This is a genomic window from Acidovorax sp. GW835-FHT14G06, assembly GCF_058793595.1.
This window is the reverse complement of the sequence record NZ_JBXAGA010000013.1, coordinates 90,761-106,315: the sequence shown is the minus strand read 5'-3', so window position 1 is coordinate 106,315 and position 15,555 is coordinate 90,761. Positions and strand designations below refer to the sequence as shown.

Annotated in this window: 14 protein-coding genes; 3 read left to right on the top strand and 11 right to left on the bottom strand. The window is 64.8% G+C overall.

The genetic code is table 11. The features are described from left to right. Positions 1-47: 47 nt before the first annotated feature. The 3 genes from AC1Q64_RS21025 to hemC are packed head-to-tail and all read right to left on the bottom strand — an operon-like array spanning position 48 to position 2,930. On the bottom strand, positions 48-1,172 hold the full coding sequence (locus AC1Q64_RS21025; RefSeq protein ID WP_291436871.1) for a uroporphyrinogen-III C-methyltransferase: 1,125 nt from the start codon (positions 1,170-1,172) through the stop codon (positions 48-50). Continuing rightward, the gene (locus tag AC1Q64_RS21020; RefSeq protein ID WP_492252678.1) at positions 1,169-1,996 is read right to left on the bottom strand and encodes a uroporphyrinogen-III synthase; all 828 of its coding nucleotides are present in this window, start codon (positions 1,994-1,996) and stop codon (positions 1,169-1,171) included. Before AC1Q64_RS21020 ends, AC1Q64_RS21025 begins: the two co-directional genes overlap by 4 nt. Before the next feature lies 1 nt (position 1,997). Then, positions 1,998-2,930, bottom strand: a complete 933-nt coding sequence (hemC, locus tag AC1Q64_RS21015; RefSeq protein ID WP_492252677.1) for a hydroxymethylbilane synthase — start codon at positions 2,928-2,930, stop codon at positions 1,998-2,000. Positions 2,931-3,058: 128 nt separating this feature from the next. Between hemC and ppc the strand changes: the two genes are divergently transcribed. After that, a complete protein-coding gene (ppc, locus tag AC1Q64_RS21010) occupies positions 3,059-5,848 on the top strand; it encodes a phosphoenolpyruvate carboxylase (protein ID WP_492252676.1) in 2,790 nt (929 codons plus the stop codon). Between the two features lie 209 nt (positions 5,849-6,057). Here ppc and AC1Q64_RS21005 read toward each other — a convergent pair whose 3' ends face one another. From AC1Q64_RS21005 to AC1Q64_RS20995, 3 genes are all read right to left on the bottom strand, one after another. After that, entirely contained in the window at positions 6,058-6,351 is a 294-nt protein-coding gene (locus AC1Q64_RS21005) for a DUF4148 domain-containing protein (protein WP_492252675.1), read from the bottom strand. Positions 6,352-6,653: 302 nt separating this feature from the next. Next, positions 6,654-7,751, bottom strand: a complete 1,098-nt coding sequence (locus tag AC1Q64_RS21000; protein WP_492252674.1) for an AI-2E family transporter — start codon at positions 7,749-7,751, stop codon at positions 6,654-6,656. Between the two features lie 233 nt (positions 7,752-7,984). Beyond that, positions 7,985-9,235, bottom strand: a complete 1,251-nt coding sequence (locus AC1Q64_RS20995) for a spherulation-specific family 4 protein (RefSeq protein ID WP_291433960.1) — start codon at positions 9,233-9,235, stop codon at positions 7,985-7,987. 140 nt (positions 9,236-9,375) lie between these two features. Between AC1Q64_RS20995 and AC1Q64_RS20990 the strand changes: the two genes are divergently transcribed. Both AC1Q64_RS20990 and AC1Q64_RS20985 read left to right on the top strand, forming a co-directional pair. Further along, positions 9,376-10,110: a hypothetical protein gene (locus AC1Q64_RS20990; protein WP_492252673.1), complete on the top strand. Its 735-nt coding sequence runs from the start codon at positions 9,376-9,378 to the stop codon at positions 10,108-10,110. Continuing rightward, positions 10,107-10,688 (top strand): FlgO family outer membrane protein, encoded by a 582-nt coding sequence (locus AC1Q64_RS20985; RefSeq protein ID WP_492252672.1) that lies wholly within the window; start codon positions 10,107-10,109, stop codon positions 10,686-10,688. The genes AC1Q64_RS20990 and AC1Q64_RS20985 overlap by 4 nt, the downstream gene beginning before the upstream one ends. A 211-nt stretch (positions 10,689-10,899) precedes the next feature. On the opposite strand, the gene flhC is transcribed toward AC1Q64_RS20985, so the two are convergent. The 5 genes from flhC to AC1Q64_RS20960 form a co-directional block, all read right to left on the bottom strand. Beyond that, positions 10,900-11,460: a flagellar transcriptional regulator FlhC gene (gene flhC / locus AC1Q64_RS20980; protein ID WP_056639495.1), complete on the bottom strand. Its 561-nt coding sequence runs from the start codon at positions 11,458-11,460 to the stop codon at positions 10,900-10,902. A 44-nt stretch (positions 11,461-11,504) separates the two neighbouring features. After that, positions 11,505-11,831: a flagellar transcriptional regulator FlhD gene (gene flhD / locus AC1Q64_RS20975; RefSeq protein ID WP_015015270.1), complete on the bottom strand. Its 327-nt coding sequence runs from the start codon at positions 11,829-11,831 to the stop codon at positions 11,505-11,507. Between the two features lie 326 nt (positions 11,832-12,157). Beyond that, positions 12,158-13,060, bottom strand: coding sequence for a sulfurtransferase (locus tag AC1Q64_RS20970; RefSeq protein WP_492252671.1), 903 nt, complete (start codon positions 13,058-13,060; stop codon positions 12,158-12,160). A gap of 101 nt (positions 13,061-13,161) precedes the next feature. Beyond that, complete coding sequence (locus AC1Q64_RS20965) at positions 13,162-14,073, bottom strand: DMT family transporter (protein WP_492252670.1); 912 nt, start codon at positions 14,071-14,073, stop codon at positions 13,162-13,164. A 140-nt stretch (positions 14,074-14,213) separates the two neighbouring features. Further along, positions 14,214-15,368: an aromatic ring-hydroxylating oxygenase subunit alpha gene (locus tag AC1Q64_RS20960; RefSeq protein ID WP_492252669.1), complete on the bottom strand. Its 1,155-nt coding sequence runs from the start codon at positions 15,366-15,368 to the stop codon at positions 14,214-14,216. Positions 15,369-15,555 lie beyond the last annotated feature (187 nt).

The window sequence follows — 15,555 nt, the reverse complement described above, 5'->3', positions numbered from 1 at the left end:
CGTCGTCCCTCTCGGGGGAAAGGCGCGAAGCGACTCAGGGGGGCTCATCATCTTCCGGCTGCGGCGGTGGCCAAGGCAGACAGGGTTTCGTCCAGGCGCGGCAGCTCGGCCGCCTTCATGCTGGCCTGTGCCTGCTGCAGGGTGGAGGCCACGTTCTGGGTGCGGCGCGATGCGGGGTCGAAATACTTGTTGAGCGCTGCGGTGGCAGCGGCAAGGTCCGCGCGGGCCGACTCGAACTGGCGTGCCAGGATGCCCAGGCGTGCATTGAGCAGCTTGAACTTGAGGTTTTCGCGCAAAAAGAAGGTCTGCTCGGGGGCCAGCAAGATGGCTTCGGGCTGGTCGATGCGGCTCACGCGCACCAGGCTGCGGGCCTCGTCGCGCACCACCTCCCAGCTGCGCTGCAGGGCCGCTTGCCACCAGGCCAGGCCCTCGGTGGGAGCGGGCGCACTGCCCGGAGCTGCAGGGCCGGTGGACAGGCGCTTGGTAGAAGCTGCCTGGGCCACGGCGTTGAGCACAGGCAGGTCATCCACCTGGCGCACCAGGTCGTCCAGGCGGGCCAGCAGCCCGGCGGTGTCCGTCACGGTGGCGCGGGTCAGGCGGTCCAGGTCGCGGCCGATGGCGCGCTGCACGGGGGCCAGGCGGGGCTGGGCAGAGCGCTCGATGCGCTGGTTGGCACTTTTGAGCGCTGCCACCAGGGGTTCCAGGCTGCCCGTGAGCTGGGCCTGCTGCTGCGCTAGGCGGATGGCGGATTCGATGTCCACCACCAGGTTTTCATCGCGCGAACGCGACAGGCTCTGCATGAGTTCTTCGAGCTGGCTGCGTTGCAGTGCCACCTCGCTCACGCGGGCTTCTGCCACCGACAGGCGAGCCGCTGTGTCGCGCACCAGTTCTTCGGCCTGCCGGGCCATGGTGCGGGCCTCGATGGCCAAGGCGCCCGAATCGGCCGACTGCCGGGCCAGTTGCTCCTGAATGGCGCTGAGCTTTTGCCATAGCAGGCCGCTGCTGACCAGTGCGGCCACCGCCACGGTGCTTAACAGCAATGTCATGGCGCCACCCCGGCCGGTGGCAGCGGCTGGCGTGGGGGCCGGGCTCACTGCTGGCGCGCCCACAGCGGCGGCCACAGGGGCTGCAGGGGGCGTGGAGGGCAGATCGTCGGGGGGCGCAGAACTCATGCGGCCGATTCTATCGAGGCCACCACGTCTTCCAGCGCCGGACGGCATTCCCGCACGGTGCCAAAGCCCGCTGCGCGGGCCGCCTCGGCGATGCGTGGGTGGGTGGCCAGCGCCTGTGCAGCGCCCCAGTGCTGGCCGGGCAGGGCTTCGGCCAGGTGGGCCACCGCCTCGGAACTGCTCAGCAGCCAGACGGAGCCGTCGTGCGCCGCCTGTTGCGCCAGCGCCACCTCCTGCGCCGTGAAGCGGGGCGCGCCGCGTTGGTAGGCCACCACAAACTCCACCTGACCGCCCCGCGCCTCGATCTGTTGGGCCAGCCACTCGCGGCCATTGCCCTGGGGCGATTCGTGTGCGCCCTGCGGCGTGGCGGAGCGACCGCGCACGATCAGCACGCGGTCGCCAGGCCGCACCTGGGGGGCCACCTGGCGCCACAGCGCTTCCGAGTCGAACTGCGGTGCGTCGGGTGCTGGCCCGTCGATGGCGTTGGGCGGCATGCCCGCCTGCTCCAACGCGCGGGCGGTGCCTGGGCCGGGTGCCCATGCTCTTATTTTTGTAGCTGCCAGGGCATGAAAATCCAGCGCTACAGGGTGATTTGGCTCAAAGAAGTACGCTACGGCATTGCCACTGACAAACATCAGGGCGCGGTAGGTGCAGACGTTGGCGCGGGCCGCATCCAGCGCCTGTTGCATGGCAGCGTCCGTGCAAGGGCCAATCGCAATCAGGGGCAGCGCCACGGCCTCAATGCCGTGCGCACCCAGTTGCGTCACCCAATGCGCCGCTTCGCGGGCGGGGCGTGTGACGATGACCCGGGGCGCTGCTGCGGCCATGTCAGGCCGGGGCGACGCCCCGTGCACCACCGGCGCGCAGGCGCTGGGCAATCGCGTCGCCCAGGGCTTCGGCTTGGGCCAGTGTGGCGACCGGGGCGTTGGCCTGCGCGCGCACCAAAGGGGCTTTGTCCTCGGGGTCGCCCCAGGCTGCGTCCAATTGCAGCACGCCACTGGTGAACGTACCATGTGCGGCCAAAGGCATCGAGCAGCTTCCCCCCATGGCGCGGCTCACCGCGCGCTCGGCGGCCACCGTCAGCCAGGTGGTCTGGTGTGCCAGCGGTGCCAGCGCGTCGATCAGGTCTTGCCGGTCGCTTCGCACCTCGATACCCAAGGCGCCCTGGCCCGCAGCGGGAAGCATGGTGGCCGGTTCGAACGTGGTGCGGATGCGGGTCTCAAGCCCCAGGCGCTTGAGGCCTGCGGCCGCCAGCACGATGGCGTCGTACTGGCCTTCGTCCAGCTTGCGCAGGCGGGTGTCGAGGTTGCCGCGCAAGGGCTCAATCTTCAGGTCGGGCCGCAGGGCCTGCAGCAACACCTGGCGGCGCAGGCTCGATGTGCCGACCACGGCGCCTTGGGGAAGGGCGTCCAGGTTCTCATAGCGGGGGGAGACAAAGGCATCGCGCGGGTCTTCGCGCTCCATCACGCAGGCCAGGGCAAAGCCCTCAGGCAGCTCCATGGGCACGTCCTTGAGCGAATGCACGGCAATGTGGGCGCGGCCTTCTTCGAGCGCCACTTCCAGCTCTTTCACAAACAGGCCCTTGCCGCCGACCTTGCTGAGGGACTTGTCCAGAATCTGGTCGCCCTTGGTCGTCATGCCCAGCAGTTGCACGCTGTGGCCACGGGCTTCGAGCAGTGCTTTGACATGCTCTGCCTGCCACAGTGCGAGGCGGCTTTCACGCGTGGCGATGACGATGGTGGGCGTTGGCGAGGGGCTCAAGTTCGTAACCTGTTTGTAATTATTCAGCGGCTCAGGATGCTAGCATGCGCCCGCACTGGGGCTGGTGCGGCCTGCGGCCATGCGGGCTTGCGGCGCCAGGTCATCCCACCCATCCCGGAGACTCCTGCATGAAACGATCCGACAAGGACCAGCCCCTGATTGATGACATCCGCCTGCTGGGCCGCATTCTGGGTGATGTGATCCGTGAACAGGAGGGGGTGGAGGCTTACGAGCTGGTCGAGCAGGTGCGCAAGCTCTCGGTGGCCTTCCGCCGCGACGCCGACCAGGAGGCTGACCGCGCGCTCAAGAAGCTGCTCAAATCCCTGTCGGGCGACCAGACGGTGAGCGTGATCCGCGCGTTCACCTACTTCAGCCACCTTGCCAACCTGGCCGAAGACCGCCACCACATCCGCCGCCGCGCGGTGCACGAGCGCGCTGGCGACACGCAGGAGGGCAGCATCGAAGTCGCCCTGTCGCGTCTGCGCTGGGCCGGCATTGCGCCCAAGACGATTTCGCAGACGCTGGCGGGCAGCTACGTGGCCCCCGTGCTCACGGCCCACCCCACGGAGGTGCAGCGCAAGAGCATTCTGGATGCGGAGCGCGACATCGCCCAGCTGCTGGCCACGCGGGATGACATCCAGGTGCGCGCCCAGCTCTACAACAGTGCCAAGGACGCGCTCACCCCGCGCGAGCTGGCCGCCAACGAAGCCCTGCTGCGCGCCCGCGTGGCCCAGCTGTGGCAAACCCGCCTGCTGCGCTACAGCAAGCTCACCGTGGCCGATGAGATCGAGAACGCGCTGTCGTATTACGAAGCCACCTTTCTGCGCGAGATCCCGAAGATCTACGCCGACCTGGAGAATGAACTGGGCCAGTACCCCGTGCACAGCTTCTTGCGCATGGGCCAGTGGATCGGTGGCGACCGCGACGGCAACCCCAACGTCACTGCCCAGACCTTGCAATACGCGCTGGGCCGCCAGGCCGAAGTGGCCCTGCGCCACTACCTGACCGAGGTGCACTACCTGGGCGGCGAGCTGTCGCTGTCGGCTCGCCTGGTGCAGGTCTCTGCCGAGATGGAGGCCCTGGCCCAACGCTCGCCCGACACCAACGAACACCGGCAGGACGAGCCCTACCGCCGTGCACTCACGGGAATTTACGCGCGCCTGGCTGCGTCTCTGAAGGACCTGACCGGCGGCGAGGCCGCGCGCCACGCCGTAGCGCCGCAAAACGCCTATGCCAGCGCCGAAGAGTTCCTGGCCGACCTGCGGGTGATCGAGGCCTCACTCCAGTCCCACCATGGCCAGGCCTTGGCCGCAGAGCGCCTGCATCCGCTGATCCGCGCCGTGCAGGTGTTCGGCTTCCACCTGGCCACGGTGGACCTGCGCCAAAGCTCCGACAAACACGAAGAAGTCGTGGCCGAGCTGCTGGCCAAGGCCCGCATCGAGCCCAACTATGCCAGCCTGCAAGAGGCCGCCAAGCGCGCACTGCTGATCAAGCTGCTGAACGACGCGCGCCCGCTGCGCGTGGTGGGCGCGGAATATTCGGCCCACGCCCAAGGCGAGCTGGCCATTTTTGAAACCGCCCGCGTGATGCGCGAGCGCTTTGGCCACGAGGCCATCCGCCACTACATCATCAGCCACACCGAAACGGTGAGCGACCTGCTCGAAGTGCTGCTTTTGCAAAAGGAAGTGGGGCTGATGAACGGCACGCTCGATGCCGAGTCGAAGAACCATCTTATCGTGGTGCCCCTGTTCGAAACCATCGAAGACCTGCGCAACGCCGCGCCCATCATGCGCGAGTTCTACAGCCTGCCCGGCGTGGCTGCGCTGGTGCAGCGCAGCGGTGGCGAGCAGGACATTATGCTGGGCTACAGCGACAGCAACAAGGACGGCGGCATCTTCACCAGCAACTGGGAGCTGTACCGCGCCGAGATCGCGCTGGTGGAGCTGTTCGACGAACTCGCCACCACCCATGGCATCCAGCTGCGCATGTTCCACGGCCGCGGCGGCACCGTGGGCCGGGGCGGCGGCCCCAGCTACCAGGCCATCCTGGCCCAACCCCCCGGCACCGTGCGCGGCCAGATCCGCCTGACCGAGCAAGGCGAAGTCATCGCCTCCAAATACGCCAACCCCGAAATCGGCCGCCGCAACCTCGAAACCCTGGTGGCAGCCACGCTCGAAGCCACCCTGCTGCAGCCCACCAAGCCCGCCACCAAGGCGTTTCTGGATGCCGCCGCGCAGCTCTCGCTGGCCAGCATGGGCAGCTACCGCGCGCTGGTATACGAAACCCCCGGTTTTACCGACTACTTCTTCAACTCCACCCCCATCCGCGAAATCGCCGAGCTCAACATCGGCTCGCGCCCCGCCAGCCGCAAGGCCAGCCAGAAGATCGAGGACCTGCGCGCCATCCCCTGGGGCTTCAGCTGGGGCCAGTGCCGCCTCACGCTTCCGGGCTGGTTCGGCTTTGGCTCTGCGGTGGATGCCTTCGTGAACGCGGAGGGCAAGGACCCCAAGACGCAATTGGCCCTGCTGCAGAAGATGTACCGCCAATGGCCGTTCTTCCGTACGCTGCTGTCCAACATGGACATGGTGCTGGCCAAAAGCGACCTGGCCCTGGCCTCGCGCTACAGCGAACTCGTGACCGACGCGCGTCTGCGCAAGAAGGTGTTTACCAGCATCGAGGCCGAGTGGCACCGTACGGCGGATGCGCTCACTCGCATCACGGGCGACAAGCAGCGCCTGACGCACAACACGGCGCTGGCGCGTTCCATCAAGCACCGCTTTCCGTACATCGACCCGCTGCACCACTTGCAGGTTGAGCTGGTGCGCCGCTGGCGCGCGGGGCAGGGGGATGAGCGGGTGCAGACCGGGATCCACATCTCGATCAACGGGATTGCCGCTGGGCTGCGCAATACCGGCTGATTGGCGGGCAGCGCAGCGCGATCCAAACCTGCGCACCGTGGCCTGCGGCAAACGCTGGCGCACACAACAAAAAGGGCTCCCCATGGGAGCCCAGTTTGCTTGGCCAGTGCGGAAGTGTCTTCAAAACACCTCCCATGGCAGCAGCACCCGCACCGCGCGAAGTGCCACCACCATGGGAAGTCCCGCAACTGCGTCAATCCGTCTTGCGATTACATGGCGCTGAATTCGCCGTGGGGGATTTGACCAGTGCGCACAGCTTCAGCAGCCTGGGCACGCACGGCTGCGCGGTCAGCGGTGGACTTGTAGGTCACCACGCGCGAACCTGCGGGCTCGATGGAGCGTGTTTGTGCCACGGTAGCGGCTTCAGCAGCCACTTCAGCGCGGGTGCGGTTCGTGTCGAACTTCAGGGCAAATTGCGAGCCATCGGCTTCGTCAGCATGGGCGCCAAAAGCGGCGAAAGCGGCAACTGCGGCGACGGAGAGGAAACGGGTGGTCTTGTTCATGATGAAAATCCTTGAAAGTTAAAAAGCGTCTCAAAAAAGCCGGTTCAAAAACCATTCCTGAACCGGGTTCGGTGAGTCGCCTTGCGGGTTCGGCTCATCGATGGGATGAACTGTACGCCGATGGTGTTCAGGGACAAACCACTCAGTCGCGAACTAACTGTTCCAGTATTGGGAACAATCTTTAAGTCCGCTTCGGCCACATGGGTGTGCCTTGATGTGCGGATGAAATGGTTTGAACTGAGAGGTCATCGCTCCGCAGCGTGGCGAGGGGCGCAGGTCGATTTCGCGGGCGCAGCGGGTACTCAGTCCCCCAGCAATTCACCCACCGCTTTGAGATCTTCCACGCGGTCGCACACGGCCTTCACGGCCATCATCACCGGGATGCCCAGCAGCAACCCCCACAGCCCCCACAGCCAGCCCCAGGCCAGAACGCTGACGAACACGGCCACGGGGCTCATGCTGCTGGTGCGGCTGGTGAGCCAGGGGGTGAGCAGGTTTCCGATCAGGGTGTGGATGACCAGCGAGGCGCCGCCAATGGCCATGGCCATGTCCAGCGTGCCAAACTGCAAGAACGCCACCAGGGCAGACGCCCCTGTGACCAGCGCTGAGCCGATGTACGGCGCGAGGTTGAGCACGGCGGCCACCACACCCCAAACGGCCGCGTTCTCCAGCCCCAGTGCCCAGTAGGCAGTACCGGTGGCCAGGCCCACCAATACGCTGGTGAACACCTGCAGCAGCAGATACCGCTGAATCTGCTGGGTGATGTCCTGCAGCACATGGATGGTGACCTTGCGCCGCTCCAGGCTGGTGCCGGCGATGCGTAGCAGCTTGTCGCGAAACAGGTTTCCCGAGGCCAGGGCGAAGTAGGTCAGAAACACCACCACCATCAGCTGCCCCAGGGCTGACATCAGGCCCATGGTGCCGCTCCACAAGTAGTCGCGGATGTTGAAGGGGGTGCGCTCAACGATCACCCGCTGGACCCCCCGCCGAGGTGCTGCGCTGCTGGCACTGTTTTCGTTGGCGGCCTGCTCGATCTGGGCGGCCGCTTTTTGTACGGTGTCCAGCGGGCTGCTGCCACCCGCGCGGGCCTTGAGGTTGTCACGGACCTTTTTGGCAGCGACGGGTACCGAGTCCACCAGTTGGGCCGCTCCATCGCTGAGCGACCAGGCCGTGCTGGCCAGCCCGGTAACGATGGCCACCAGCAACACACCTGCCCCCAGCGCCCGCGGCATACGCCAGCGGGCCATCATTTCCACCGCCGGGCGCAGCGCAATGGTCAGGAGGAGGCTGAGCATGATGGGAATGAATACCGCACTGGCCCAATGCAGCAGCGCCACGCTGGCAAACAGTGCCAACAGCGCCAGCGACAGATTGCGCACGTCCACGGGCATGTGGAGCATGAGGGGGGCTGCGTGGGACGCCAGGCCGACTGCTGGAGCGTATCCTGCAGCAGCAGGGGCGTCAGTGCCGTCGCGGGTGGCAGCGTCCCCAACCGGGGTAGCTGTTGATGGTCCCTCCTCCCGGGGAGCTTCCGGGGAGGGCGTAGTGGTGGGCTCAGTCGTCATGCGCCGATTGTGCGGGGGCCTTCAACAAAAGCATGTAGGCGTTCAGCGCTTGGTATGGCCCACGGTCTTCAGCACAGCGGCAAGGTGCGTTCCTTGTTGAGGGCATCCACGGTGCCCAGCAACTGCGGCCAATAGGTGGGCAGGGCCGACCAAGGAGCGCCGATAGCGAGGTTGGTGGCATACACCATGCCCGTGTTCAGGCGTGGGCGGTTCGCATTCTTCACGGCCGCTTGCATCTCCGTGCAAGTGCTGGCCGAGTGCACCAGCATCGCTTGCGCAGTGTTTGCCTTGGCGTAGACCCAGGTGCTCGACGGTTGGGGATCCACGTTCTGGTAGGCGGCTGCATTGCCTGCGTAGGTCACCAGCGTATCGGCGACCGCTGCATACGCCGGGACAGGGTAGGTGCCAGGATTTCCAATCAGGAGAGGGGTGCCCGGAGCGCTGGCGCCGGTACTCATGCCCGAGGTCAATCCCTTGACGTAGTTGTAGATGTCCTGGAAGTAAGCGACCCGCGCGCTGTCGGTGGCCATGCCGTCCAGAAAAAAACCATCGAGCAGTTTGGGATACAGCCTGATGTAGTTGTCGATGGTGGCCTTGACGTCGGAAACAGAGAGCGTGCCGCCGCTGCTCGATGCGGTCGCCACATACCCGATCACGCGGTTGCTGGTGCCCGCCACTGCCCTGAAGGCCTTGACGGCGGTGGTCAGGTCAGTGTCCTCTTTCGTGGTGGCTGTCAGGACGCCACTGCTGGTGCTGGCAATGGCAGTGATCTGCACATCCGGATAGCTGGTCGCGCCGCTCGTGAGGGTAGTCCAAGGGGTCGACGTACCTGTGGCTGTGAAATAGGCAGGGACCAACACCTGCAGCGGTTTGTGAGCAGGGCGCACGTAGTACGTCAGGCTGTCACTGGCTGAGTTTGCGCTGCTGGTGGCGGTCGCCGTCACCTGAAATGTGGCAGTTGGAGGCAGGCTGCTGACCGTCAAGGTGGTGCTGGCGACACCTCCTACCGTTGTGGGTGCCACAGGGGCAAGTGTGCCTGCGGTGGTGGGGTTCACGGCGAAGGTGGCAACGGTGCCGTTCGGCGCGGTACTCCCGTTCGTGGAGACGTTGACGGACAGCGGTTCCGAACTACTGGGTTCCAGCACGTTGTTGGCGGACTGCACGAAGCTCACGCTGACGGGGGTAGCCGCTGGTGGCGGCGGTGGCGGTGAAGGCGGAGCGGGCGTGGCAGTCTTGTCGGACGCGCCACCGCAGCCAGCCAGTGCGGCGGTCAAGGCCAGCAGGGACGCGAGGCGGTGTGTCGTGTTCTTGGTGTGCATGGTCTTCCGGGGTTTGTTGGGTGTACAGCTATTGTGAGTGCTTGTAGTGGCGTCACCAAGCGCTGAAAACGCGGCTTAAGGTGGGGAAAGACGGCTTTGTTGTGGAGATCACGGACGGCTGGCGCCACTAACATGGCTCCATGCGATCTTCCCTCCTGCGCATTTCGACCGTTGTGCCGCTGCTGGCTGCGACGCTGCTGGCTGGCTGCGGCACCCTGGACGTGCCACGCGCCGACAATTATCCCGCCACTGGCCAGAAAAAGGCCCGCGCCGTGCACCACTGGGATGTGCTGGCTGGCGACGTGGCTGCGCGAGTTGCCGAGAAGATCGCGTCCTGGCCTGCAGGCGAGTACCCCATTTACGTGACCGTTGCGGACAAATCCAGCTTCAACGCTGGTTTCCTCAAACTCCTGACAGTGCATCTGTTGAATCGCGGCGTTGTCCTGTCCACGGTTCCCACTGCGGTAGAGCTGGAGGTGCAGACCCAGGTGGTGCAACATCCGGCCGGTGTTCCTTCCAATCTCCCTGTCCCGATTGCCGGGACTCTCCTCGGGACCGGCGTGGGGGTATGGCGCGACTGGAAGGTGCACTATTCAGACCGCACTTTGTTACCAGGCGTTGCAACAGCGCTCGGGGTAGGGGCGGGCTTGGCACTGGATATGGCACATCTCTACACACAAGGCGCTGCCGCGGGCGGGCCTACGCGGACGGAAGTTCTGATCACCACGACGCTCAAGACCCGTGACCGTTACCTGGCTGGTTCAGCAGACCTGTATTACATCGAACGTGAAGATGCAGTGCTGTACCAGCCAGAGGTCCCGGCGGTTGCGCCGGTCCCCACCCCCGTCAAAACCTGGCGGGTGGTAGCACCATGATGCGCCGTCTCCAGACTGGCGGGCTCCGGTCTGCGTGGTGCTTGGGCATGGTCGTGGTGTCGGCCCTGGCATTGCAGGGCTGTGCGACCAACCCGGTCCACAGCTATTACTACGGCGACCGTGCGGGTGGCGTGTCGCGCACCGACCTGATCGACGTGAACGAGCGGGCAACGGATGCCTTGCTGCTTAACGCAGCGCTGGACGCAGGCCAACCTTTGCTGGTGGCCACCTTGGTCAATGTGGACCGGCTCAACGAGTCGTCGCGGCTGGGGCGCATCTTTTCGGAGCAGATCGCGGGACGCATGGTGCAGCGCGGACTGCGCGTGACGGAAGTGAAGCTGCGTGACAACCTGGTGCTGCATCGCGAGCAGGGCGAGCTGCTGCTGTCGCGCGAGGTGCGGGAGGTCAGCCAGGCGCAGAACGCGCAGGCCGTGGTGGTGGGCACGTACGCGGTGTCGGCGTCGGTCGTGTACATCAGCCTCAAGCTGGTGAACCCGGTGGGCAATCATGTGATCGCTGCGCACAACTACGCGGTGCCCGTGGACGAGAACGTGCGCACCTTGCTTGCCGGGCGTTGATGGGGGCTCGGTGTTCTGCCTTGCACTACATTCCATCGGCAGACAGCAGACAGCAGACAGCAGACAGCAGACAGCAGACAGCAGACAGCAGACAGCAGACAGCAAAAAAGGCCCCGAATGGGGCCTTTTTGTTTGCTATCTAATCAATAGCTAGCTGGGCAATATGCACTAGCGCATCGGGCGCTTTTGGCTCAAAAATCACGCCAAGGTGTCAATGCAGCATCAGCGCACCGGCCGTCTTGCTCTTGCCGGCACGTGCGGGTGGGTTGCACAGTCCGCAGGTGAAATGGCGGTTCTCATACAGCTCGGTCACGAACTGGCCGCTGCACTGGCTGCACTTGGTGCGCGTGAGCATGCCGGCGTCCACAAATTTCACCAGGCGCCAGGCGCGGGTGAAGGACAGCAGGGGCTCGATCTCGGCCGTGGCCACCTGTTCGTTGTACAGGCGGTAAGCCTTGGTCAGCAGCTCCACCGAATCCAGGTCCACGCCCTTGGACAGGTATTCGTAGATGTTCAGGAACAGCGAGCTGTGGATGTTCTCTTGCCAGGTCAGAAACCAGTCGGTCGAGAACGGCAGCTGGCCCTTGGACGGGGACTTGCCAGCGATCTCCTTGTACAGCCGGATCAGGCGTTCATACGACAGCGTGGTCTCGGACTCCAGCACCTGCATGCGGGCGCCCATCTGGATCAGCATGGCTGCGCGTTCGATCTGCTTGGACTCGTTCAGAACGCTTTTGACAGGGGCTTTGGCGGCGGTGGTCGTGGAGGACATGGCGGGCTTTCGGTGAAACGGGGATATGGCTGCAGGCAACTGCTTCAGAGCACTTCCGACACGCGGCTGGCCATCAGGATGTTGGCGTGCAGGGTGTTGGTGGCGTCGTTGCCCACCTTCTTGGCCGAGTGGTTGGTCAGCAAGCTCCACACCAGGTTGTCGTCCACGCGGAAGCTGCAAAGTAGCGTGTTGCGGGAGGCCAGTTTCATCACTTGCGCTGCCGACAGCGAAGCGAGAATATCGGCAGACTCTTCGTTCATGCCCAGACGGAAAACCGCTTCGGCCTTGTCCTGACGGATCAGGGTTTGGGCCAGCATCAGGTAGGTGAGGTTGGCTTCGCGGATTTCAGCGAGGATTTGTTCGTTGGTCATGGCAGCTTCCTTTTTTCCAGTACCGGGTCTTGCGTTGCCTGCTGACTGCAGGTTTTGCGTGATCCGTTGAAATGGATTGTGAAACCGCCCCAATCAGAAATTAAGTCGGGGTTTGGCTGTGCCGCGTGTCTGGTTTCGCGGCGGGGCGTGTAGGAATTTGCCCTACACGCGGATCAGGCATTGGCTCGCTTTTCAGGGGGCGCGCCTGCTGCACTGACAGGTGCCGGCCCCTGCATTCTGCTCATGGTTTTGATAGCGCCTGCAAAACCATCTTTTTTGCGCTTTTGCAACCGGCGGCGTTCGTTAGACGCCGCAGTTGGGGTTGTTCAACCCTTTTCGACCGGGCGCGCGGGGTCTGAACACCATTCGCTCCAGCTGCCCGCGAACAGCGCGGTGTGCCCCAGCCCGGCGATCTCCATGGCCAGAAGATTGGGCACCGCGCTCACGCCGCTGCCGCACTGGTGCACCACGGTCGCTGGGTCGCGGCCTGCCAGCAGGGCGTCGAACTCTGCGCGCAGCGTGGCTGCCGGTTTGAAGCGGCCGTCGGCTCCAATGTTTTCGGCGAAGGGTCGGTTGAGTGCGCCGGGAATATGGCCTGCCACGGGGTCCAGAGGCTCCACCTCGCCCCGGTAGCGGGCACCTGCACGGGCGTCGATCACGGTCTGTCCGGGCTGCTGCAGGCGCGCAAGCACCTCGCTGGCCGTGGCCAGCTGGCGCAAGGGGGCGCCCAGTTGGAAGTTGGTCTGGAAGTGGGCGGGCTCTTCGCCGCTGTTCACCGCCCCGCCGGCGGCCTGCCAGGCTTGCAGCCCACCGTCGAGCACGGCCACGGCGTCATGACCGGCCCACTTGAGCATCCACCACAGGCGGCCGCAATAGTTGGCGCCCTGGCGGTCGTACACCACGGCCTGCATGCCGTTGGCAAAACCCACGCTGGACAGCCACATGGCAAAACGTTCGCGGCTGGGCAGCGGGTGGCGGCCGCCGGATGCGGGCTGGTCGGCCTCCTGCGCCGTCAAAGTGCCGGTGGCGCCGGGTGCACCGTGCTTGGCGCTCAGGTCGTTGTCGAGGTTGGCGTACACCGCGCCGGGAATATGGGCTTGCGCATATTGCTGCGCGCCAGCCGTGGGTTGCATGAGTTCGAAGCTGCAGTCAAACACCATCAGCGGCGCACCGCTGGCGATGAGGGCTTGGAGGTCGGGGGCAGAGATGAGCGTGGTGTGGGTGGTCATCGGCAGAGGTGGTGCGAAGCAACCTGTAGGACGGGTAGGCCTCCATTGTGGCCATCCCGATGGGGTCTGTCCTCGCCAGTGCGCATTGGTTTTTGTATCGGTCAATGTTCTTCTGCCGGTGCGCCGGGCGCAGCCCGGGCCCGCAAGATGGTGGCCACGATGCCGCTGCCTACGATGAGGGCCATGCCGATCCAGCCGATGGGCGGGATCTTGTCGCCAAACAACAGTACGCTGTAGACGGCGGCAAACACGATGCCCGAATACTGCAGATTGGCCACCACCAGCGTGCCGCGCTGGGTCTTGGCGCTGGCGTAGGCCCGGGTCATGCACAGCTGCCCGCCTGCAGCCAGCACGCCGATGGGCAGCAGCCACAGCGCCTGCCAGCCCGGCCAGTCCGACATGCCGGTGAACAGCATGGCCACGCCGCCCGCCACCGCGGAGCCCACCGCAAAGTAGAAGACGGTGCGCGACTCAGGCTCGCCCAGGCGCGACAGTGCCACCACCTGCATGTAGGCAAATGCTGCCGACAAGCCGGACATGAGTCCGATCATCCCGGCGAAGGCCTGGTTCTGGTCCAGGCTAGGGCGCAGCATCAGCACCACGCCCACGAACCCTGTGAGCACAGTGAGTACCAGCGGACCTTGCAGGGCAGGCCGGGGCGTTGCCACAGAGGGGCGCCAGGCCAGCAGCGTGCCGCCGACCAGGAAGGCAGCGATCCACACGCTGCTCATGTAGTTGAGCGTCATGGCAGTGGCCAGCGGCAGGTGGGCAATCGCATAGAACCAGGCGCCCAGCGACGCCACCCCCACCAGGCTGCGCCAGGCGTGCATGCCGGGGTATCGGGTGGCTAGCGTCACTTTTTGCGAGCGTGACAGTAGCCAGAGGATGAACATGCCGATCAGCCCCCGGTAGCACACCAGCTCGGCCGAGTTGAAGAAGTCCGAGGCGATCTTGACGCACACGCCCATGCTGGCAAAAAGAAACGCGGCCAACACCATCCAGAGGGCTTGCATCGGGTTGTGATCTTTTGATGAGCACCGGGTGGTGCAGAAACGAAAATAGCTGCCAGCGCTTATTTTTTAAGCGCTGGCAGCTATTGTAATGAGAGCAAGCCCAGGCGGGCCTGCGGATTGGCGGGGTTTTGCCGCGGTATTCAGCGTTTTGACGCAGCTGGGTCGATGGTGTCGCCGCCCATGGTCTGGCGGTACCACTCGTGGAAGTGCTGCATGCCATCTTCCATGGGGCTCTGGTAGGGGCCCACCTCGTTATCGCCGCGTGCCATCAGGGCCTTGCGGCCTGCGTCCATGCGTTCACCGATCTCATCGTCCTCAATGCAGGTCTCCATGTAGGCGGCCTTCTGTGCCTCGACGAACTCGCGCTCGAACGCAGCGATCTCTTCGGGGTAGTAGAACTCCACCATGTTCAGCGTCTTGGTCGGGCTGATGGGGTGCAGCGTGGACACGGTGAGCACATGCGGGTACCACTCCACCATGATGTGTGGGTACAGCGTGAGCCAGATGGCGCCATGCTTGGGCGGCTTGCCCTCGCGGTAGGCCAGTAGGGCTTCGTGCCAGCGTTCGTACACGGGGCTGCCTGCCTTGCCCAGGCGGTTGGCCACGCCCACGGTCTGCACGGAGTAGTTCTTGCCGAACTCCCAGCGCAGGTCGTCGCAGGTCACGAAGCTGCCGAGGCCCGGGTGGAAGGGCCCGACGTGGTAATCCTCCAGATAGACCTCGATGAAGGTCTTCCAGTTGTAGTTGCACTCGTGCAGCTCCACGTGGTCGAGCACGTAGCCGTCAAAGTCCAGATCGGCGCGTGGTCCCATCTGGGCCAGGTCCGCCGCAACGTCGTAGCCGTTGTCTTCAAACAGAAGACCGTTCCACTCGCGCAGCTTGTAGTTGTTGAGGTTCAGGCATGGGTCGTGCGCGAAATGCGGTGCGCCCAGCAGTTCGCCCTTGGTGTTGTACGTCCAGCGGTGCAGCGGACACACGATGTTGCCGCCCGCGCTGCCCTTTTGCTGGGTGTTCAGCGACCCCTTGCCCTTGAGCATGACCGCCTGCCGGTGGCGGCAGACGTTGGAGACCAGCTCGATACCGCCCTGGGCGTTGCGCACCAGCGCGCGGCCCTCGCCCTCCTGGGGCAGTGCGTAGTAGTCGCCCGCGTTGGGCACAGCCAATTGATGCCCCACATAGCGGGGCCCGCGCTGGAAGATGGTCTCCAGCTCGCGCTGGAACAGCGCATCGTCAAAGTAGCTCGAAACTGGTAGTTGGCTTGCGGCCTGCTGCAGTTGAAGACTTAAATCAGACATGGGTGACCTGACCTAAAGACTCCCCACAGAAAGAGTGCGGGAGGTGCGCCAGAGAAGGCACATCTGGAAAAAGAAAACCGGCTAGGGTGGGTAGCCGGCTCGACGGGAATGGGATTATAGGCGGTGGGGTTATTCCCGCACCCCCGCTACGTGAATAGAAAACACTGGTTCCAGAAAAATAGGGGCG